Source organism: Anaeromyxobacter soli (assembly GCF_022808855.1).
GTDB lineage: Bacteria > Myxococcota > Myxococcia > Myxococcales > Anaeromyxobacteraceae > Anaeromyxobacter > Anaeromyxobacter soli.
Window position 1 is genome coordinate 13,496 of the sequence record NZ_JAKZLF010000033.1, and the last position, 19,870, is coordinate 33,365.

Annotated in this window: 20 protein-coding genes and 1 pseudogene; 15 read left to right on the forward strand and 6 right to left on the reverse strand. The window is 75.9% G+C overall.

What is annotated here, in order from left to right; translation table 11 throughout:
- Positions 1 to 3: 3 nt before the first annotated feature.
- The 12 genes from MLV88_RS19020 to MLV88_RS19075 are packed head-to-tail and all read left to right on the forward strand — an operon-like array spanning position 4 to position 10,254.
- Entirely contained in the window at positions 4 to 879 is an 876-nt protein-coding gene (locus MLV88_RS19020; RefSeq protein WP_242341423.1) for a branched-chain amino acid ABC transporter permease, read from the forward strand.
- The gene (locus MLV88_RS19025) at positions 876 to 1,859 is read left to right on the forward strand and encodes a branched-chain amino acid ABC transporter permease (protein ID WP_242341422.1); all 984 of its coding nucleotides are present in this window, start codon (positions 876 to 878) and stop codon (positions 1,857 to 1,859) included. The genes MLV88_RS19020 and MLV88_RS19025 overlap by 4 nt, the downstream gene beginning before the upstream one ends.
- 8 nt (positions 1,860 to 1,867) lie before the next feature.
- Positions 1,868 to 2,605, forward strand: coding sequence for an ABC transporter ATP-binding protein (locus MLV88_RS19030; RefSeq protein WP_242341421.1), 738 nt, complete (start codon positions 1,868 to 1,870; stop codon positions 2,603 to 2,605).
- Complete coding sequence (locus MLV88_RS19035) at positions 2,602 to 3,318, forward strand: ABC transporter ATP-binding protein (RefSeq protein ID WP_242341420.1); 717 nt, start codon at positions 2,602 to 2,604, stop codon at positions 3,316 to 3,318. The genes MLV88_RS19030 and MLV88_RS19035 overlap by 4 nt, the downstream gene beginning before the upstream one ends.
- A gap of 15 nt (positions 3,319 to 3,333) precedes the next feature.
- Positions 3,334 to 4,143: a GntR family transcriptional regulator gene (locus MLV88_RS19040; protein ID WP_243338388.1), complete on the forward strand. Its 810-nt coding sequence runs from the start codon at positions 3,334 to 3,336 to the stop codon at positions 4,141 to 4,143.
- Positions 4,140 to 5,789, forward strand: coding sequence for a malonate decarboxylase subunit alpha (mdcA, locus tag MLV88_RS19045; RefSeq protein ID WP_243338389.1), 1,650 nt, complete (start codon positions 4,140 to 4,142; stop codon positions 5,787 to 5,789). Before MLV88_RS19040 ends, mdcA begins: the two co-directional genes overlap by 4 nt.
- Before the next feature lie 13 nt (positions 5,790 to 5,802).
- A complete protein-coding gene (mdcC, locus tag MLV88_RS19050; protein WP_242341312.1) occupies positions 5,803 to 6,120 on the forward strand; it encodes a malonate decarboxylase acyl carrier protein in 318 nt (105 codons plus the stop codon).
- Entirely contained in the window at positions 6,117 to 7,034 is a 918-nt protein-coding gene (locus tag MLV88_RS19055) for a biotin-independent malonate decarboxylase subunit beta (RefSeq protein WP_242341313.1), read from the forward strand. Before mdcC ends, MLV88_RS19055 begins: the two co-directional genes overlap by 4 nt.
- The gene (locus MLV88_RS19060) at positions 7,031 to 7,750 is read left to right on the forward strand and encodes a biotin-independent malonate decarboxylase subunit gamma (protein WP_242341315.1); all 720 of its coding nucleotides are present in this window, start codon (positions 7,031 to 7,033) and stop codon (positions 7,748 to 7,750) included. Before MLV88_RS19055 ends, MLV88_RS19060 begins: the two co-directional genes overlap by 4 nt.
- On the forward strand, positions 7,740 to 8,429 hold the full coding sequence (gene mdcG / locus MLV88_RS19065) for a malonate decarboxylase holo-[acyl-carrier-protein] synthase (protein WP_242341316.1): 690 nt from the start codon (positions 7,740 to 7,742) through the stop codon (positions 8,427 to 8,429). The genes MLV88_RS19060 and mdcG overlap by 11 nt, the downstream gene beginning before the upstream one ends.
- Positions 8,426 to 9,319, forward strand: a complete 894-nt coding sequence (mdcB, locus tag MLV88_RS19070; protein ID WP_242341317.1) for a triphosphoribosyl-dephospho-CoA synthase MdcB — start codon at positions 8,426 to 8,428, stop codon at positions 9,317 to 9,319. The genes mdcG and mdcB overlap by 4 nt, the downstream gene beginning before the upstream one ends.
- Complete coding sequence (locus MLV88_RS19075) at positions 9,316 to 10,254, forward strand: ACP S-malonyltransferase (protein ID WP_242341318.1); 939 nt, start codon at positions 9,316 to 9,318, stop codon at positions 10,252 to 10,254. The genes mdcB and MLV88_RS19075 overlap by 4 nt, the downstream gene beginning before the upstream one ends.
- A gap of 18 nt (positions 10,255 to 10,272) precedes the next feature.
- Here MLV88_RS19075 and MLV88_RS19080 read toward each other — a convergent pair whose 3' ends face one another.
- From MLV88_RS19080 to MLV88_RS19090, 3 genes and pseudogenes are all read right to left on the reverse strand, one after another.
- Positions 10,273 to 12,873, reverse strand: a complete 2,601-nt coding sequence (locus MLV88_RS19080; RefSeq protein WP_243338391.1) for a hybrid sensor histidine kinase/response regulator — start codon at positions 12,871 to 12,873, stop codon at positions 10,273 to 10,275.
- The gene (locus MLV88_RS19085) at positions 12,870 to 13,463 is read right to left on the reverse strand and encodes a CheR family methyltransferase (protein WP_242340233.1); all 594 of its coding nucleotides are present in this window, start codon (positions 13,461 to 13,463) and stop codon (positions 12,870 to 12,872) included. Before MLV88_RS19085 ends, MLV88_RS19080 begins: the two co-directional genes overlap by 4 nt.
- A gap of 100 nt (positions 13,464 to 13,563) precedes the next feature.
- A pseudogene (locus MLV88_RS19090) lies at positions 13,564 to 13,758 on the reverse strand (hypothetical protein); the annotation flags it as partial.
- Between the two features lie 131 nt (positions 13,759 to 13,889).
- Here MLV88_RS19090 and MLV88_RS19095 point away from each other — a divergent pair.
- Positions 13,890 to 14,792 carry an endonuclease/exonuclease/phosphatase family protein gene (locus tag MLV88_RS19095; protein WP_243338397.1) on the forward strand — a complete coding sequence of 301 codons (903 nt, stop codon included), beginning with the start codon at positions 13,890 to 13,892 and terminating at the stop codon, positions 14,790 to 14,792.
- Between the two features lie 137 nt (positions 14,793 to 14,929).
- A complete protein-coding gene (locus MLV88_RS19100) occupies positions 14,930 to 15,784 on the forward strand; it encodes a ferritin family protein (protein ID WP_242340211.1) in 855 nt (284 codons plus the stop codon).
- A 59-nt stretch (positions 15,785 to 15,843) separates the two neighbouring features.
- Here the strand turns inward: MLV88_RS19100 and MLV88_RS19105 are convergent, their stop codons facing one another.
- The 3 genes from MLV88_RS19105 to MLV88_RS19115 all read right to left on the reverse strand — a co-directional run bounded on the left by MLV88_RS19105 (position 15,844) and on the right by MLV88_RS19115 (position 19,184).
- Entirely contained in the window at positions 15,844 to 17,049 is a 1,206-nt protein-coding gene (locus tag MLV88_RS19105; protein WP_242340212.1) for an SMP-30/gluconolactonase/LRE family protein, read from the reverse strand.
- A 79-nt stretch (positions 17,050 to 17,128) separates the two neighbouring features.
- On the reverse strand, positions 17,129 to 17,410 hold the full coding sequence (gene ppnP / locus MLV88_RS19110; RefSeq protein ID WP_242340213.1) for a pyrimidine/purine nucleoside phosphorylase: 282 nt from the start codon (positions 17,408 to 17,410) through the stop codon (positions 17,129 to 17,131).
- Between the two features lie 118 nt (positions 17,411 to 17,528).
- Positions 17,529 to 19,184, reverse strand: a complete 1,656-nt coding sequence (locus tag MLV88_RS19115; RefSeq protein ID WP_242340214.1) for a DEAD/DEAH box helicase — start codon at positions 19,182 to 19,184, stop codon at positions 17,529 to 17,531.
- On the opposite strand from MLV88_RS19115, the gene MLV88_RS19120 reads away from it, so the two are divergent.
- Complete coding sequence (locus MLV88_RS19120; RefSeq protein WP_242340215.1) at positions 19,183 to 19,866, forward strand: hypothetical protein; 684 nt, start codon at positions 19,183 to 19,185, stop codon at positions 19,864 to 19,866. The genes MLV88_RS19115 and MLV88_RS19120 overlap by 2 nt on opposite strands.
- The last annotated feature ends 4 nt before the right edge of the window (positions 19,867 to 19,870 follow it).

Sequence of the window (19,870 nt, forward strand, 5' to 3'; positions counted from 1 at the left end):
CCCGTGGACCGCTTCGTCGACCTCGCCGTCTCCGCGGTGCTGCTCGCCGGGCTCTACGCCACCATGGCGTACGGGCTCGGCCTCATCTACGGCGTGCTCCGCGTGGTGAACCTCGCCCATGGCGGGGTCATCATGGCCGGCGCCTACCTGGGCTGGATCCTCCACGGGTGGCTGGGGCTCGACCCCTACCTGGCCATCCCGCTCGTCGTGGGCGTCACGTTCCTGCTCGGCGTCCTCACCTACCGGGTGCTCGTGCGCCACCTGCCGCGCGGCGCCGCGGGCGGGCCCGCCTCGCTCCTGCTCCTCTTCGGCGTGTGGCTCGTCCTCCGCAACGCGGCGTACCTGCTCTTCAGCGGGAACGACCAGACCATCCGGACGGCCTACTCGACGCGGGCGATCCCGCTCCTCGGCTCGTACGTCTCGGTGAACCGCCTCGCGGTGCTCGCGATCGCGGTCGTCACCCCGGCGGCGCTGCAGCTCCTGCTCAAGCGGACGTACCTCGGCCGCGCCATCCGCGCCGTGGCGCAGAACGCGGACAGCTGCACGCTCGTGGGGATCGACGTGGAGCGCATCTACACGATCACCTTCGGGCTCGGCACGGCCCTCGCCGGGCTCGCGGGGCTCCTCTCCGCGACGATCTTCTCGTTCAACCCCGGGTTCGGGTCCGGCGAGCTCCTCAAGTCGTTCGTGGTGGTGGTGCTCGGCGGCCTGGGCAGCGTGTTCGGGACCGGGATCGCGGCCCTCGTCCTCGCGGTGGTCGAGGTGTTCGCGATCCTCGTGCTCCCCTCCTACCTCACGGCGGCGGTCGGCTTCGTCATGCTCGTGCTCGTCCTCGTGTTCCGGCCGGGCGGGCTCTTCGGCCAGCGGGTGCTCGGATGAAGTTCGCCTGGCCTCCGATCGTGCCGCGCTGGGCGCTGGCGGCGTTCGTCCTCGTCGTCGCCGCGCTCGCCGTCGCGCCCGCCGCGCTCGACCTCTCCATCTACTCGAAGAACCTCGTCACGCTCGCCTTCCTGATGATCTCGGGCGCGCTCGCCTGGAACTGGATGGGCGGCTTCGTGGGGCAGGTGAGCTTCGGCCACGCGGCGCTGTTCGGCGTGGGCGGGTTCGTCGCGGCGCGCCTCATGATCATGGAGCCGCCCGCGCCGGCGCCGCTCGCCTGGCTGGTGGGCGGGATCGCGGCGGGCATCTTCTCGCTCGGCGCGCACCCGATGCTGCGGCTGCGCGGGCCGTACTTCTCGATCGCCACCATCGGCGTGGGCGAGGCGGCCCGGCTCCTGTTCACCTACTGGGAGGACTTCACGGGCGGCTCCTCCGGCCTCTCGCTGCCCATCGACGTGGAGATGAAGGACCGGCTCTACTTCTGGGGGCTCGGGCTCGCGGCCCTGGTCGTGGCGGCGTCGTTCCTCATCCGTCGCTCGACGCTCGGGCTGCAGCTCCTCGCCATCAAGGCCGACGTGGACGCCGCCGCAGACGTCGGGGTCAACGCGACCTTCTACCAGGACCTCGTCTTCGCGCTGTCCGCGGTGGTGGTGGGCATCACCGGCGGGCTCTACGCCGCGTACTTCAGCTTCATCGAGCCGGGCGACATGTTCGGCTTCGATCGCTCGATCGCCTTCGTCCTCATGTCGGTGATCGGCGGGGTGGGGACGGTCCTCGGACCGGTGCTCGGCGCGATCGTGTTCGTGCTGCTGCGCCAGTTCCTGCTCGCCTCCTACCCGCAGCTCTACCTGGGCCTCTACGGGCTCCTCCTCATCTTCATCATCCTCTTCGAGCCGCTCGGGCTCACCGGCCTCGCGCTGCGCCTCGCCCGCGCCGTGCGGCGCCGCGCGCGCCGCGAGCCGCGCGAGTCGCTCGCCTGACCGACCCCATGCCACCGCTCCTCAGCTGCCACGCGGTCTCGAAGAGCTTCGGCGGCCTCAAGGCCGTCGACGAGGTCACGCTCGAGCTCAACGAGGGCGAGATCCTCGGCGTCATCGGCCCGAACGGCGCCGGGAAGACCACGCTCTTCAGCCTCATCGCGGGCTCGATCCGGCCGACCTCGGGCGAGGTCCGGCTCCAGGGCTGGCGCGTCTCGGGGTACGCCGCGCACCGCGTGGTGCGCGCCGGGATCGTCCGCACGCACCAGATCGTGCGGCCCTTCCCGAACCTCACCGTGGCCGAGAACGTCGCCGTCGGCGCGATCCACGGCAGCTGGCGCGCGGAGGGCACGCCGCGCCAGCGCGCCGCGGAGATCGTCGAGTTCGTCGGCCTGGCCGACCGCGCCGGCCAGCTCCCCGGCGCGCTCACCCTCTCGGGCCGCAAGCGGCTCGAGCTCGCGCGCGCCCTCGCCACGGTGCCCCGGGTGCTCATGCTCGACGAGGTCATCGCCGGCGTGAACCCCGCCGAGGCGATGAAGCTCGCCGCGCTCATCCGGCGCATCCGCGACGAGCGGAAGGTCTCGGTCATCATGATCGAGCACGTCATGCCGGCGGTGATGTCGCTCTCCGACCGGGTGGCCGTGCTCGACCACGGCAAGAAGATCTCCGAGGGCCTGCCGGCCGAGGTAGTCCGCGATCCGCTCGTCGTCGAGGCCTACCTCGGCAAGGGCCACGAGGTGAGCGCGTGAGCGAGCCCCTCCTGAGCGTCGACGCGATCGACGTGTTCTACGGGGACATCCAGGTCCTGTACGGCCTCAGCCTCGAGGTGCGCGAGGGCGAGATCGTCACGCTCCTCGGCTCGAACGGCGCGGGCAAGACCACCACGCTGCGCGCCGTCTCCGGGCTCCGGCGCCCGCGCGCCGGGGACATCCGCTTCCGCGGGAAGTCGCTCGTGGGTCTCCCCGCCGCCGGCCGGGCGGAGCTCGGGATCGCCCTCGTCCCCGAGGGCCGCGATCTCTGGGCCCAGCTGACCGTGCGGGAGAACCTCGATCTCGGCGCCTACCACCCGCGCGTGCGCGCGAACGCGGCGCGCAACCTGGAGCGGGTGTTCACGATGTTCCCGCGCCTCTCCGAGCGGAGCGGCCAGATCGCGGGCAGCCTCTCCGGGGGCGAGCAGCAGATGTGCGCCATCGGGCGGGCGCTCATGGGAGAGCCCGTCCTCCTCATGCTGGACGAGCCCTCCCTCGGCCTCGCGCCGATCCTGGTCGACCAGGTGATGCGGACCGTGTCCGACCTGCACGCCCAGGGCATGACCGTCCTGCTCGTCGAGCAGAACCTGCGCAAGGCGCTCGAGGTGGCGCAGCGCGGCACCGTGATCGAGACCGGGCGCGTGCGGCTCGAGGGGACGAGCGCGGAGCTCTCCGCCAACCCCGAGATCCGCACGGCGTACCTCGGCCTCTGAGCGGAGAGCGACCCGATGACGCGCATCGCCCAACGCGCGCTGTACGAGGAGGTCGCCGAGCGGCTCCGGCAGCTCATCTACGCCGGCGATCTCGAGCCGGGGACGTGGATCGACGAGCGCGCCCTGGTCGAGCGCTTCGGCATCAGCCGGACGCCGCTGCGCGAGGCGCTGAAGGTGCTGCACGCGGAGGGGCTCGTGCGCCTCACGCCGCGCCGCGGGTCGTTCGTCTCCGGCGAGCTGACGCCGCGGGACCTCGACGAGATCTTCCCGCTCATGGCGCTGCTCGAGGGGCTGTGCGCGCAGGAGGCGGTCCGCAAGGCCGGACCGGAGGACGTCCGCCGGCTCGAGGCGCTCCACGAGCGGCTCGAGCGCTGCGCCGCGGCGGACGACGTGGGCAGGTACTACGAGCTCAACTACCTCTTCCACCAGGCGGTGCAGGACCTCGCCGCGAACCCGTGGCTGTCGCGCATGGTCTCCGAGCTGCGCCAGTTCCTGCGGCTCCTGCACGGCCGCCAGCTCCGCGTGCCCGGCCGGCTCGAGGCCTCGCTCGCCGAGCACCGCAAGCTCATGCGCGCGCTCCGGCGCGGCGACGCGGAGGAGGCCGAGCGGGTGATGCGCGCCCACCTCATGGCGCAGCGCGCGGCGCTCGCGGTGCAGGACGCGATGGCGAGGCCGGGCCGCTCGCGCGCGGCCGCGGCGGGGGCGCCGAAGGCGAGCGCCCGGGGCTCGCCGGGCGCGAGCGCCCGGGCGAGCGTCGTGCCGTCTACCGAGCCGCCGCGCCGCCCCCGCGGCCGGCCGAGGCGGCGCGCCCGGGAGGCCCCGTGACGCGCGTCTGGGACACCGCCCGGCGGAGCCGCCTCGCTCGGCTCGCGCGCGCGAGCGCCGCCGTCGGCGGCGGACGCTGGGTCGATCCCGGGCGCGTGACGCCGCTCCTCGAGGCCCTCCTCGAGCCGGGCGACCGCGTCTGCCTGGAGGGCGACAACCAGAAGCAGGCCGACTTCCTCGCGCGCGCCCTCGCGCGGGCCGATCCCGCCCGCGTCCACGATCTGCACCTCGTCATGTCGGTGCTCGCGCTCCCCGAGCACGTCGAGCTCTTCGAGCGCGGCCTCGCGCGCCGCCTGGACTTCTCCTTCTCCGGGCCGCAGGGGACGCGCCTCGCGCAGCTCGTCGCCGCCGGGCGGATCGAGATCGGCGCCATCCACACCTACCTCGAGCTCTACGCCCGCTACTTCGTGGACCTCACGCCGCGCGTCGCGCTCGTCTCGGCCATCGCCGCCGATGGCGAGGGGAACCTCTACACCGGCCCCAACACCGAGGACACGCCTGCCATCGTCGAGGCGACGGCCTTCAAGGACGGGATCGTCGTCGCCCAGGTGGACGAGCGCGTGGAGCGGCTCCCGCGCGTCGACATCCCCGCCGGCTGGGTGGACTTCGTCACGGTCGCGCCGGCCAAGAGCGCGATCGAGCCGCTGTTCACGCGCGATCCGGCGCAGATCGGCGAGGTCCAGGTCCTCATGGCCATGATGGTCGTGAAGGGGATCTACGCGGAGTACGGGGTCGAGCGGCTCAACCACGGCATCGGCTTCGACTCGGCGGCCATCGAGCTCATCCTGCCCACCTACGCGGAGCGGCTCGGGCTGCGCGGGAAGATCTGCCGGCAGTGGGCGCTCAACCCCCACCCGACCCTCATCCCCGCCATCGAGGCGGGGTTCGTCGAGTCGATCCACGCGTTCGGCTCGGAGCTCGGCATGGAGCGCTACGTCGCGGCGCGGCCGGACGTGTTCTTCACCGGGCGCGACGGGAGCCTGCGCTCGAACCGGGCCTTCTCGCAGACCGCCGGGCACTACGCCTGCGATCTCTTCATCGGCTCGACCCTCCAGCTGGACCTCGCCGGGAACAGCTCCACCGCCACGACGAGCCGGATCACCGGGTTCGGCGGGGCGCCGAACATGGGCGCGGACGCGCGCGGCCGTCGCCACGCCAGCGCGGCCTGGCTCCGCGCCGGCCGCGAGGCGCAGGCGGATCCGGCGGCCATGCCGCGGGGGCGGAAGCTCGTGGTGCAGCTCCTCGAGACGTTCCGTGAGCACATGGAGCCGGCGTTCGTGGAGCGGCTCGACGCGTGGAGGCTCGCCGAGACGATGGGCATGGCGCTCCCGCCGGTGATGATCCACGGCGACGACGTGACGCACGTGGTGACGGAGGAGGGGATCGCGAACCTGCTCCTGTGCCGCACGCCGGAGGAGCGCGCCGAGGCGATCCGCGGCGTCGCCGGCTACACGCCGGTCGGGCGCGCGCGCTCGCGGCGCGCCGTCGAGGAGCTCCGCCGCCGGGGCGTCATCCGCCGCGCGGAGGATCTCGGCATCGACAAGCGCGAGGCGACGCGCGATCTGCTCGCCGCGCGCAGCGTGAAGGACCTCGTGCGCTGGTCGGGCGGGCTCTACGAGCCGCCCGCCCGGTTCCGGAGCTGGTGAGGGGAGGGACGGGATGGAGCGCCTCGCGTTCGAGCTCGAGTCGGCGGGCCCGCCGGCGCCGCGCGCGCCGCCGGTCGTCGTCGGCGTCGTCGCGTCCGGGAACCTCGAGGTGCTCGTCGAGCCGGGGGACCTCGCGGGCCGCTGCCGCGTCGAGGTCGCCACGTCCGCGAACGGGTTCGCGGAGATCTGGGACGCCGTGCTGCGGGACTTCGCGGCCCGGAACGCGGTCGCCGGGCTCGCGCTGTCCGTGAACGACGCGGGGGCGACCCCCGCCGTCGTGAGCCTGCGCCTCGACCAGGCGGTCGAGGAGTACCTGGGGCAGCGGCCGTGACGCCGGGGAACCCGGGTCACCTCCCCGCGCGGAGGAGCTATCGCGAGGCGACGGCGCGGCGCAGGCTCGCGGGGATCCTCGACCCCGGCAGCTTCACCGAGCTCCTCGGCCCCTCCGAGCGCGTGACGAGCCCGCACCTCGCCGGCCTCGGCCTCGCCGTCGCCTTCGACGACGGCGTCGTGGTCGGGCGCGGCCTCCTCGGCGGCCGGGTGGTCCTCGCCGCGAGCCAGGAGGGCGGGTTCATGGGCGGCGCGGTGGGCGAGGTGCACGGCGCGAAGCTCGTCGGGCTCCTCCGCCGCGCCGAGCGGGAGCGCCCGGCGGGCGTGCTCCTCCTGCTCGACTCGGGCGGCGTGCGGCTGCAGGAGGCGAACGCGGGCCTCGTGGCGGTCTCCGAGATCATGCGCGCGCTGCTCGGCGCGCGCGCCGCCGGCGTGCCGGTCGTCGGCCTCATCGGCGGCGGCTGGGGATGCTTCGGCGGGATGGGCATCGTGGCGCGCTGCTGCGACGCGCTCGCCATGAGCGAGGAGGGGAGGCTCGGGATCTCCGGGCCCGACGTGATCGAGGCGACGAAGGGCGTCGAGGAGCTCGACGCCGCGGATCGCGCGCTCGTGTGGCGCACCTACGGCGGCAAGCACCGCTACCTGCTCGGCGAGGCGGACCTCCTCGTGGAGGACGACCTCGCCGCCTTCCGCGACGCCGCCGCGGCGCTCCTCGCCAGCCCGCGGTCGCTCGACGAGGGCGCGCTCGCGCGCGAGCACGAGCGCCTCGCGCGACGGCTCGCGGACTTCGGCGGCTGCACGGACGCGGCGGACGTCTGGCGCGCCGCCGCGGTGCCGGACCCGGACCGCCTCCCGCTCCTCGACGCGGACGCGTTCCGCCGCGCCGTCGCCGCTGCGCGCGGGGAGGAGCCGTGACCCCCGCGCTCGGGGCCCTCGTCGGCGCGCTCTTCCCCGCCGGGCACGCCGTCCGGGAGGAGGGCGGGATCGTCGTCGGCGCCGCGCACACCGCGGCCGGCGAAGTCGCGGTGCTCGGTACCGCGGGCGGGGTGGAGGTCGGCGTCGAGGCGGCGCTCGCCCTCGCGGGAGAGGTCCTCCGCACCGTGCGCGAGCACCCGGGGCGGCCCATCGTCGTCCTGGTGGACACCCGCGGCCAGCGGATGAGCCGGCGCGACGAGGTGCTCGGCCTCAACGGCTACCTCGGACACCTCGCCGCCTGCGTCGAGCTCGCGCGGCGGCGCGGGCACCCCATCGTCGCCGTGGTGAGCGGCGACGCGGTGAGCGGCGGGGTGCTGCCGCTCGGCTTCATGGCGGACGCCGTCCACGCCGTGGAGGGGGCGCACCCGTGGGTGATGAGCCTGCCGGCGATGGCGCGCGTGACGAAGCTCCCGCTCGAGCGGCTGGAGGAGCTGTCGCAAAGCTCGCCGGTGCTCGCGCCGGGCCTCGACCGCTTCGTGCGGCTCGGCGCGATCGAGCCGCGCTGGGAGCCGCCGCTCTCGGAGCAGCTCGCGGCCGCGCTCTCCCGTCCGGCCGGACGGGACCGCCGCGCGGAGCTCGGCCTCGAGCGAGGAGGGCGGCTCCTGGCGGCGGCGGTGGCGCGGCGGGTGAGCGGAGAGGACGGCGATGAGCCCTGACGCGGTCTCGGGCGACTTCCCGGCCCGCCACGATCTGGTCTGGCTCCGGCCCATGTGGCGCGAGGCGCTGCGCGGGGCGGTGGCGCCGTCCGCGCTGGACGCCCTCGGGGACTGGTTCGGCCGCCGGCTCCCCGCCGTCGCGTGCCGGCGCGACGGCTCCTGCGGCGACGCGATCCCGCTCGCGGTGGCGCTGCCGTCCTCCGCGGCGGGCGAGAAGCGGCGGGTGGCGCTCGCCGTGGAGCCGAGGGCCGTGGAGCGGATCGGGGCGCCGGCGACCCTCCGGGAGGCCGCCGGGAGCGCGCCGCCGGCGTGGCGGGAGCGGCTCGGAGCGCTCGACCACGCAGCGCGCGACGCGGGGCTCGTCCTGCGCGTGTACGGTTCGCTCGCGTGGCAGCACCTCTCCGGGCGGGCCTACGTGACGGAGCGCTCCGACGTGGACCTGCTCGTCGAGCCCCGCTCCGCGGGCGAGCTCCGCGGTGCGCTGGCGCTCCTCCGCGCCCGCGGCGACGGGATCCCGCGGCTGGACGGAGAGGTCCTGCTCCCCGGCGGGCGAGGCGTCTCGTGGCGGGAGCTCGCCGCGGGGGCCGCGCGGGTCCTCGTGAAGTCCGGGACGGCGGTGGCGCTCGAGCCGGCGCGGGCGCTCCTCGGGCCGCTCGCGGGGGAGGAGCCGTGGCCGTGACGACCGCCTCCGCGAGCCTCCCGGTGAAGCGTCCCCCCACCGCGAGCGTCGCGCACGCGATCGGCGAGGCGGCCGTCGCGGCGCTGCACGAGGAGCTCGAGGCCGAGCCCAAGCCGGGCCTCGTCACGCCGCGGGACCGCGGCGCGCACCGGGACATGGACGCGCGGACCTTCCGCGCGAGCATCGCGGCCCTGCGCGGCTACTTCCACGCGGTCGCGCGCGCCGGGACGGAGGGGGCCTCGCTCGCCGCCCTGCGCCCGCTCGCGCTCGACGCGGAGGCGCGCATGCTCCACGCGACCGGCGGCGTGAACACCCACCGCGGCGCGATCTTCTCGCTCGGCCTCCTGACCGCGGCGGCGGGGCGCCTCGCGGCCGCGCGCGCGCCCTTCGGGCCCGCCGCCCTCCGGGACGCCGTGCGCCGCGGCTACGGGGCGGCGATCCTGCGCGAGCTGCCGGCGCCGGTGGCGAGCCACGGCGCGATCGCCGGACGCCGCCACGGCGTCGGCGGCGCGCGCGCGGAGGCGGCGGCCGGGTTCCCGCACCTGTTCGACGTGGCGCTGCCGGCCCTCCGCGCGAGCCTGCTCCGCGGGGCCTCTCGCGAGGCCGCGGCCGTCCAGTGCCTGCTCTCCGCGATCGCGGTCCTCCCCGACACGAACCTCCTCTACCGCGGCGGTGCGGCCGGCCTCACCTTCGCACGCGCGGCCGCGCAGCTCTTCCTCGCCCGGGGCGGCGTGCACCGCAGCGGCTGGCGAGAGCACGCGCGCGCGCTGCACCGGGCGTTCGTCGGGCGGGACCTCTCGCCCGGCGGCAGCGCCGACCTGCTCGCCGCCGCGCTGTTCGTCGAGCGGCTCGGCGCGCTCGACCCCTCGCCCGCCGGGGGCGCGGGATGACGGGGACGGCCGGCCTCGCGGTGCTCTGTCCGGGGCAGGGGGGCCAGCACCCGGCCATGTTCGATCTCGCGCTCGCGAGCCCGCGCGGCGCCGAGGTCCTCGCCGCGGCGCGCGCGGCGCTCGGCGACGATCCGGTGGAGCGCGCGCGGCGCGGCGGCCCCGACCTGTTCGCGAACGCGCTCGCGCAGCCGCTCCTGTGCGCCGCCGAGCTCGCGACCTGGGCGGCGCTCCGCGAGGCGCTGCCCCCGGCGCGCGTGTTCGCAGGCTACAGCCTCGGGGAGCTCGCGGCCTACGGCTGCGCGGGCGCGCTCTCCCCAGGGGACACCGTGACGCTCGCCGCGCGCCGGGCGGCGCTCATGGACGCCGCCGCCCCCGCCGGCAGCGGGCTCCTGGCGCTCCGCGGGATCGCGCTCGCCCGGGCCGAGGCGCTCGCCGGGGAGGTCGGCGCGGAGCTCGCCATCGCGATCGGGCCGGATCACTGCGTCGTCGGCGGCGCCGCCGGTCCGCTCGCGCTCCTCGAGGTGCGCGCGCGCGCCCTGGGGGCCACGACCGTCCAGCGGCTCCCCGTGGGCGTCCCCGCCCACACGCACCTCCTCGACGCGGCGGTCGAGCCCTTCGCGGACGCGCTCGGGCGCTCCGGGCTTCGCGATCCCCCCACGCCCGTCCTGGCGGGCGTCACCGGCGCGCCGGCGCGGACCCGGACCGCGGCCGTGGCGGCCCTCTCCGTGCAGCTCGCGCGGCGCGTCGAATGGGGCCGCTGCCTCGCGACCGCCGCCGAGCTGGGCTGCTCGGTGTTCCTCGAGCTCGGGCCGGGCAACGCCCTCGCGCGGATGGCCGCCGAGGCCATCCCCGGCGCGCGCGCCCGCTCGGTGGCGGACTTCCGCTCGCTGGACGGCGTCGTGCGCTGGGTGGAGGCGAGCGGCGGCCGGCGATGAACGGCGGCGCGGCCGCGTTCAGCCTCTTGCGAGGCTGGCGCCGCGCGCGCCGAGCTCCGCGAGCAGCGCCTCGACCCGGTCGAGATCGACCGGCTTCACGAGGTGCACGTCGAAGCCGGCCTCCGCGGCCCGCGCGGCGTCCTCAGGCCGGCCGTACCCGGTCATCGCCACGATGGGCGCGCGCGGCGCGGGGGCCGCCTGCCGGATCCGACGCGCCACCTCGTAGCCGTCGAGGTCCGGGAGCCCGACGTCGAGCAGGATGACGTCGTAGCCGCCCGCGGCCGCGAGCGCGAGCCCCTCCTCGCCGCGGTGCACGAGGGTGACCGCGTGGCCCCACCCCGTGAGCGCGTCCTCGAGCAGGAACGCGAAGTCGTCGTTGTCCTCGACGACGAGCACGCGCAGCGGCCTCGCGTCCTGACGCCCGGGCCGCACCGGCGCCGCGGTCACCTCCGTCCCCGGCGGTGCCGCGGGTAGCCGGACCGTGAACTCCGTCCCCGCCCCGGGCTCGCTCGCGCAGGTCACCGTCCCGCCGTGCATCTCCACGATGCGCTTCACGAGGGAGAGCCCCACGCCGAGGCCGTTCTGGTGCCGCCCGGCCGCGCGCGCGCCCTGGAAGAAGAGATCGAACACGCGCGCGCGGACGTCCGGAGGCATCCCGATGCCGTCGTCGCGGACGCGGATCACGGCGTCGGTCCCCTCCCGCTCGACCGAGACCTGGACGCGGCCTCCCGGGGGCGTGAACTTCTGCGCGTTGGAGAGGAGGTTCTCGACGACCTGCTCGAGCCGCGCGGCGTCGGCGTGCACCGGGACCGGCTCGCCCGTGGTCGCGACGAGCTCCACGCCCGCTCCCGCGAACGCGTGCGCAGCCGCGTCGACGGCGTCGGCCACGATGCGCGCCGCGTCCACCGGCGCCCGGCGCAGCTCGAGCTTGTTCTTGTTGATGCGGGTGACGTCGAGCAGGTCGTCGACGATGCGCGCGAGGCGCCGCGTCTGGTGGGCGATGGTGGCGCGCCGCTTGCCGCCGCGCTCCGCGTCGGCGCAGTCGAGCTGCTGCACGGCCGCGGAGATCGAGGCGAGCGGGTTCCTGAGCTCGTGCGAGAGCGCGGCGAGGAACTCGTCCTTGAGCTGATCCACGCGGGCGAGCTCCTCCCGGCCCCGGCGCAGCTCCGCTCCGCTCCGGTTCAGCTCCTCGTTCTGGGCGAGCAGCTCCTCGTTCTGCGCCTGGATCTCCTCGCTCTGGGCCTGCAGCTCCTCGCTCTGCGCCTGGAGCTCCTCGCTCTGGGACTGGATCTCCTCGTTCTGCGCCTGCAGCCGCTCGTTCCGGTCCTGCAGCTCGGCGGCGAGGTGGACGGCGCGGCGGTGGGCGAGCGCGCTCTGGAGGGCGATCGCCAGCCGCGGGGCGGCGGCCTCGACGAACTCCGCCGCCGGGTCGCCGAGCTCGCGGACGCTGCCCACGAGGAGGACGCCCATCGTCCGCCCCTGGAACGGGAGCGGCGTCGCGACGAGCGAGCGCGGGGGCACCTCGTCGAAGCCGAAGCGCACGCGGAACGGCGTCTCCGCCGGGATGGCGTTCACGCGCAGCGTCGTCCCGCTCACGACCACCTGGGCCGGGAGTCCCTCGCCCCGCCCCGCGGCCTCCGCGGGCAGCGCGAACGTCGCGATGGGACGGAGCGCGCCCGCGTCCGCGAGGTAGACGGCGCCGAGCTCGGCGCCCGCGTACCCGACCACCTCCGAGAGCGCGTCGCGCGCGATGGACTCCGGCTCGATCGTGGCGGCGAGCGCGCGCGACAGCCGGGCGTCCGACGAGAGCCGCCGCTCGCGCTCCTTCAGCGCCGCCGCCGCCGACGCGAACGTGCGGGCGAGCTCGCGCAGCTCGTCGCGGACGGCCGGCCTCGGGCCCGGCGCCGCCGGAGCCGGCGGCGCGAGCGCGAGGGCCGGCCCGTGGTCGGCGTCGGCGAGGGCGCGGGCGGCGCTCACGAGCTCGGTCGCCGGGGTGCGCACGGCGCGCGTCGTGAGCGTCGCGACGGAGGCCGCGGCGAGGAGCGCCAGCACCGCCGCGAGGATCGTGCGGAGCACGAGCGCCTCTCGCGCCGCCGAGGCCGACGCGCTCGCGCGTCGAAGCTCCGCCTCGATCGTCCCCTCGAGGCGCTTCACCGCCGCCGCGAGCCGGTCGCGGCGCGTGGTCATCTCCGCCTCCGGCTGCAGGAGCGCGGTCGCGTCCGCGCCGTCCTTCACGCGCTCCAGGAACCGATCGCCCGAGACGAGGAAGGACTCGAGCAGCACCGCCGCGTCCTCGGCCCCGCGGCCGGGGACGGCCCCGCGGCGCTCGAGCTCCGAGAGGGCGCGCCGGGCCTCCTGCGCCGCCGCCGCCGCGGCGTCGAAGTGCTCGACGGAGCGCGTGATCGCGAACCGTCGCGTCGCGACGGCCCGGTCCAGCACCGCCACCTCCAGCGCCGCAGCGCCGCGGGAGAGCTCCATCCCTTCCGCCTGGTGACGCTGCAGCCGCTCGAGCTGGTGGTACCAGGCGAACGTCGAGCCGAGGGTGACCACCACGATCGCGAGGACGACGCCGAAGCCCAGCGCGAGCCGCGCGCCGATGCCGAGGTCGAGTCGAGTCACGCGGACCTCCTTCTGCGGAAGACGCGGGCCGCGGGGTCCAGCACCTCGAGCTCGGCCAGCACGGACGCGCAGGGCCACTCCGCCTCCCCGAGCCAGAGGACGCCGCCCGGCCGGACCGCGGCGAGGAGCGCGTGGAACACCCGCTCCTGCAGCTCCGGCTGGAAGTAGATGAGCACGTTCCGGCACGCGACCAGATCGAACGGCGCGCCCGCGGGCGGAGCGTCGCCGCACACGTCGTGGCGCGCGAAGCGCACGCGCCGGCGGATGCCCGCCCGCAGCCGGACGCGCCGCGGGGGCTCGCGGCGCGGGGAGCACGGGGAGAGCGCTCCGGGAGGGCCCGCCGGCGGGCTCGGCGGGGCGGGCTCGAACGCAGCGTGAAAGGCCGGTGGGACGTCAGCGAGCGCGCTCGCGAGGTACTTTCCCTCCGCAGCCGACGAGAGCGCGAGCGGGTCGACGTCGGTGGCGAGGATCTCCGGCGCGGTCGTGTCCGCCCCGAGCAGGAGCGCGAGCGTGTACGCCTCCTCGCCCCGGGCGCAGCCGGCGCTCCAGGCCCGGAGCCCGCGGCGAGCCGGGCGCGGCCCCGCGGGCAGCGGCGCACGCCACCTCCGCGGCGCGTGCGTCCCGGAAGAAGCGGCTCACCTTGATCGTGAGCCGCTCGACCGCCCGGAACACCTCCGCGGGGTCCTCGGCGATGAGCGCGAGGTAGTCGCCGGCGTGGTGCACCCCCGCGCTGGCCATGCGCTGGCGGAGTCGCCGCTCCACGAAGTGGGGGCGGTGGTGCTGGAAGTCGACCCCGGATCGCTCGCGGATCAGGGCCAGGATCGCCTCGACCTCGGCGCGCATCGGCGGTGGCTTAAAGCAGACGGGGGCAGGGCCGTCAATCATCGGGAGGCGCCATGCGCATCCGCTCGTGCACGAAGGCTCTATCGCTCGCGGTCGCGCTCGCGGTGACGTCCTGCGGGGGGCGCGACGGCACCCGATCCGGGGCTCCGGCCGGGCCGATCCCCGTGAAGGGAATGACCTGGAACGTCCTCCACGGGGGCGCGTTCGATCGGGTCCTCTCGGAGACGGGGAACCTCCCCGCCGCCTTCGACGCGCTGTGGGCGGGGGTGGTGGCGAGCGATCCGCCCGCGCGGATGCGGAAGGTCGCCGCCGAGATCGCCTCCGCGCGGCCGGATCTCGTCGGCCTGCAGGAGGCGGCGCTGTGGCGCGCGGAGCTGCGCGACGGCTCCGCCACGATCGAGTACGACCTCGTGGGGCTCGTCCTCGCGGAGCTGCGCGCGCGCGGCGCGGCGTACTCGCTCGTGTCCCTGCAGGCGTCGGCGGAGCCGACGCTGCCGGGCGCGCGCGGCTCCTACCGCTTCGCCGATCGCGTCGCGGTGCTCGCGCGCGATGGGCTCGCCGTCTCGAACCCTCGCGGCGGTCTCTACGCGACGCGGCTGCCGCTCCCCGTGCCGCTCCCCGGCGGCGGCTCGTTCGGCGTACCGCGCGCGTGGACGAGCGTCGACGTCGAGCTCGACGGGCGGCGCTTCCGCTTCCTCTGCACGCACCTCGAGACGGTGGAGGCGGTGTCGGCGGGCCAGGCCGCGGAGCTCGTGACGCTCGCCGGGACCGACCTCCCCGTGATCGTGGTGGGGGACATGAACTCGGCGCCGGGCGACGACGCGTACGAGCTCCTCGTGAACGGCACTTCGGGGCTCCGCGACGCGTGGGAGGCCGGCGAGGGAGCGGGCCTCACCTGCTGCCGAGACTCGCTCACCGACCCGGCGGCCGGCGTGACCCAGCGGGTGGACCTCGTGCTGCAGCGTGGCTTCACCGCGCGGTCCGCGGCGCTCGCCGGCGCGGACGCCGCGAGCTTCGAGGGCGGGCGCTGGCCGTCGGATCACGTCGGGGTGGTCGCCGAGCTCGAGCTCCCCTGATCGCGCCGTGCCACGCGCCTGCGCTCTCGCGGACGGGGGCCTGCTCGCGGCGGCGCAAGCGAACGTTTCGGGCGGCGGTGACATGCCGGAGACACGGCGCCCTTATCTCCCCGGCTCCTCGGGACCACGGAGCCGCGATGCCCCTCTACGCCGATCTGTTCCGCTCGATGGAGCGCGCCCGCTGGAGCCTGGCCGACGACGTGCCCTGGGATCGCTTCGACCCGGCGAAGCTCACCGGCGAGCAGGCGCTCACGGTGAAGCAGAACGCCATCACCGAGTGGTCGGCGCTGCCCGCGACGGAGATGTTCCTCCGCGACAACCGCGACGACAGCGACTTCTCGGCGTTCATGTCCATCTGGTTCTACGAGGAGCAGAAGCACGCCCTCGTGCTCATGGAGTACCTGCGGCGCTTCCGGCCGGACCTCCTCCCCACGGAGGACGAGCTCCACGCCGTGCGCTTCGAGTTCGATCCGGCGCCGCCGCTCGAGACCCTCATGCTGCACTTCTGCGGCGAGGTGCGGCTCACGCAGTGGTACCGGCGGGCCGCGGAGTGGCACGAGGAGCCGGTGATCCGCCACGTCTACGGCCTCGTGTCCGAGGACGAGGCGCGCCACGCCGGCGCGTACCTCAAGTACATGCGCCGCGCGCTCGAGCGACACGGCGACACGGCGCGCGCGGCGTTCGCGAAGATCGGCGTCCTCATGGCGAGCGGCGGGCGGGGCGGCAAGCCGCTCCACCCGACGAACCTGCACGTGAACCGCTCCCTCTTCCCGAACGACACCGTCCAGAGCCGCCTGCCCGATCCGGGCTGGCTGGAGCGCTGGCTCGACGACCAGATCCGGTTCGATGGAGCGTGCGAGCAGCGCGTCGTGCGCGCGATCCTCCGCAGCCTTTCGGCGCTGTTCGGCGAGCCGTTCGAGACGGTGCGCGATCTCAACCGCTTCCGGAAGGCGGGGCGCGCCGGCGCGGGGGAGGCGCGCGCCACGCAGTGAGCGGCGGGTCGTGACCCGGAGCCGGTCTAGGAGCGAGGCGAGCTCACCGGGGCCTCGCGTCAGATCCGGATCTGGAGCCGGTGGATGCGCGTCTCCTCCATCCCGGCGGGATCGAGCTCGGCCTCCTTCCACGCGTCGACGTGGCTGTTGCCGATGTAGTGGAAGGCGCCTCGGTCGAGGGCCCCGGTCGTGGGCGTGTGCCAGCGCGCGTTCCCGGCCTCGACGACCCCGGCGCGGACGACGCGCTCGGCGCCCGGCGCGAGCTCGAGCCGCACGATCCGCGGTGCGCCGAGCCCGTTCTGGATCGCGACGAGGGTCCGCCCCTGGGCGGACAGCCCGTCGATCCCGCCCAGCGGGAAGCCCGTCGGTCCGGCCAGCCGCCGGGGCGCGCCGCCCGCGACCGGCACGTCCCACAGCCCGAACGCGTCCGCCACGAGCAGCCGCGCCTCCGCGAAGGCGATCCCGTTCGCGTAGGTGAACGTGCCCGGAGGGACCACCGGCGCGAGGGCCGTCGCGCCCGGGTCGAGCCGGTACACCGCGCCGGCCTCGCTGTCGGTGACGAGCACCGTGCCGTCCTCGGCGACGGCGAGGTCGTTCAGCAGGTGCCCCTCTCCGTCCAGGGTGACGCTGCGCCTCGTCGCGCCGCTCGCGAGGTCGAACGCGTACACGCCCGAGCGCGAGCCGGTCTTCGCGGCGCCATCCGCCGCGTCGCCACGGTTCGCCACGGCCCACAGGAGCCCGCGCCGGGGATCGACCTTCACCCCGAGCACGCGCCCGAGCCCGCCAGCCTGGGCCGGGACCGCGTCGGTCGCCGCGCCTCCCGGGGCGATGCGGACGATCTTCCGCAGCCGGATGCTCCCCACGTAGAGCGTCCCGTCGCGCGGATCGACCGCGATCCCCTCCGCGACGAGGCCGCGCTCCTGCAGCGTGAACGCCACGCCTGCGTGGTCCGTCGCCGGCGCGCGGGCGGCGATCCGCGCCGCGAGGTCGCGGAACGCGTCGCGGCCGGCGAGCCCGGCGAAGTCCCGCGCGTCGAGGGGGATGTCCCAGCCGCGCGCGTAGAGCGCGCGGAGCGTCTCGAGCGCGCCGTCGGGATCGCCTCGGCCGCTCTGCGTCCACGCGCGGAGGTAGAGGCGGCCGGGATCGTCGGCGCCCGGCTCCGGCGCCGGCCGCGCCCCGTCGCGCGCGGGCGGCGCGCCGCCGGTGCGGCAGGCGAGGGCGGCGAGGAGCGGGAGCAGCAGGGCGGCGCGGGTGGACGCGGGCACGGGCACCTCGTCGAGGAGGGTGGTCCTGGAACGAGAGACGCCCGCGAGCGGGATGTGACGCTGCGAGAAGGTCGGCGCCCTACAGGAACTCGCAGAGGTACGCGGCCGGCGCCAGCGCCTTCACGTCGAAGCCGCTCTTCGCCGGGACCTCGAACGTCGTCCCGGCGGGGAACGGGCGGAAGGTCGCGTCCCCCGGGAGCTTCGCCCACAGCTCGCCGGACACGACCGTCATCCGCTCCGCGGCGTCCGTCCCGAAGTGGAACTCGCCCGCGTCCACGACGCCGACCGTGTGGCGCCGCCCGTTCCGCTCGAACCCGACGCTCTGGACGCCACCGTCGAAGTACGCGTTGTGCTTGAGCATGAAGGGGACTGAAGCACGGGCGCGGCCGTCCTTTCAAGGGCGAGCGGCGCGCCGGCGGCGGGAGCGGCCCGCGCCGGGGAACCCGTTCGCCAGGCGGCAGATCCTCGCGAGCCGTCGCTCAGCGGCGCCGCTTCTGGCCGCTGCGCCCGACGCTCCACGACCCCACGAGGCGCGACTTCCCGCCGGAGCCGGAGCCCGCGTCGGTCGCGCTCGCGCCGCCTCCGTGCTGCGACCGGGAGGCGCCCGACCGCTGCGCGCGGCCGTCACCGCGCACGCGGGCGCGGGCGGGCTTCGCCTGCTGCGGGCGGTGGCGCGGCTGCGCGGGGCCCGGGTCCTTCTGGGCGGACGCAGCGCGGGCGAGCTCGACCTGGAAGATCTCCGCGTCGCGCGGCACCTCGGCGCGCGGGAGCACCGCGCGCGTGAGCCGCTCGATCGCGTGGAGGAGATCGCGCTCCTCCGGGGCGGAGAAGCTCGAGGCCCTGCCGCTCGCGGCCGCTCGCGCGGTGCGGCCGATGCGGTGCACGTAGTCCTCGGGCACGTGCGGCAGGTCGAAGTTCACGACGTGGCCGATCTCGGCCACGTCGATGCCGCGCGCGGCGATGTCGGTCGCGACGAGCACGCGGTAGGTCCCGTCCTTGAAGCCGTCGAGCGCCATCCGCCGCTGCGCCTGCGAGCGGTCGGCGTGGATGCGCGCGACCTTGTGGCCGGCGCGCCCGATGTGCTTCCAGATCTTGTCGGCGCGCCGCTTCGTGCGGGTGAACACGAGCGTCGAGTCGCCGTCGCGCTCGAGCAGCGTGAGGAGGAGCGGGAGCTTCTCGTGCTGCCCCGCGAGGAACACCTGCTGCTCGGCGCGCGCCGCGGTGGTGCCGCTGCGCGCCACCTCGACGTGGACCGGATCCTTGAGGTGCGCGCGCGCGAAGTCGGCCACCTCGCCCGCCGTGGTCGCGGAGAAGAGCAGCGTCTGGCGCTGCTTCGGGAGCCGCCGCAGGATCCGGTCGAGCTGGGGCTTGAAGCCCATGTCGAGCATCCGGTCGGCCTCGTCGAGGACGAGCACCTCGATCGCGTCGAGCTTGGCGTTGCCCTGCTCGAGATGGTCGACGAGCCGCCCGGGCGTCGCGATGACGATCTCGCGCCGCTCCCGGAACGCCTCGGCCTGGGCGCCCATGCCCACGCCGCCGATGATCACCGCGCCGCGCACGCGGCGGCCCCGGCCGAAGCGCTCGAGCTCCTCGCCGATCTGCACGGCGAGCTCGCGGGTGGGCGCGAGCACGAGCGCCCGCGTCCCGGCCGGCTTGCCGGCGAGCCGCTCGATGATGGGGAGGAGGAAGGCGGCGGTCTTGCCGGTGCCGGTGGCGGCCGTGCCGATGACGTCCCGGCCGGCGAGCGCCGGCGGGATGGCCTCGGCCTGGATGGGGGTCGGGTGCTCGAACCCGGCGTGCGCGAGCGCGGTGAGCGCCTCGCGCGACAGCTTCAGATCAGCGAAGGACTTCGACGTCGACAGAGGGTGCTCCTCGTGGGAGGCGCGCGGCGATTCGCGGCGCGCGTCTTGAAGTGAGGCCGGCTGAACGGGAGGACCGCGCGGGCCGGGATCTCCCGGCGGACAGGCTTCGGGCGCGGTACGAACGAAACGGCCGCGAATGGTATACCCGGCCGCGGAAGCCGGGGCAACGCGCGATCGCTCGGGGTGGGGGCGGGTGGGCGAGCGGCTGCCGGGATCGCCGCGGTCGCGCCCGGGGCGAGCGGGGCGCGCGAGAGCGCGATACCGGGGGGACATGGACGCACGAACGACGCTGAAGCGGGCCGGGCTCTTCGTGGCGCTGCCGGCCGCGGCCGTGGCGGGCTGGGCGGCGTTCGTCCGCCCCTGGCTCCGCCGCTGGGGCGCGACCGACGAGGAGATCGCCCGCCCGATGCCGGGCGACGAGCTCGTCTCGAGGCCGCGCTACCGGTCCACGCGCGCCATCACCGTCCGCGCGCGGCCGGAGGAGATCTGGCCGTGGCTCGCGCAGATGGGCAACGGGCGCGGCGGCCTCTACAGCCTCGACCTGCTCGATCGCGCGCTCGGCGTCCTGGACGCGCCCAGCGAGGAGCGGGTGCACCCGGAGTGGCAGGACCTGAAGCCCGGCGACGTCGTGCCCATCGGCGGCACGCCCGGGTGGCCCGTGCACGCCGTCGAGCGGGAGCGCTCGCTCGTCCTGCGCATCGAGCACGGCGAGGCGCTCGTCACGCAGGCGTGGGGGATCTACCCCGTCGACGCGGAGACCACCCGGCTCGTGCTGCGCGTCCGCGGCGCGGCGCCGCCGGGTCTCCGCAGCACCGCGCTCGTCGCGATGATCGAGCCGCAGGAGCTCATGATGGTCCGGGCGCAGCTCCTCGGGATCCGCCGGCGCGCCGAGGGGCTCGCCCGCGCCCGGCGCGCCGCGGCGCAGGCGGCGGCCGGCGGCGACCGCGGTCCGTGACGGG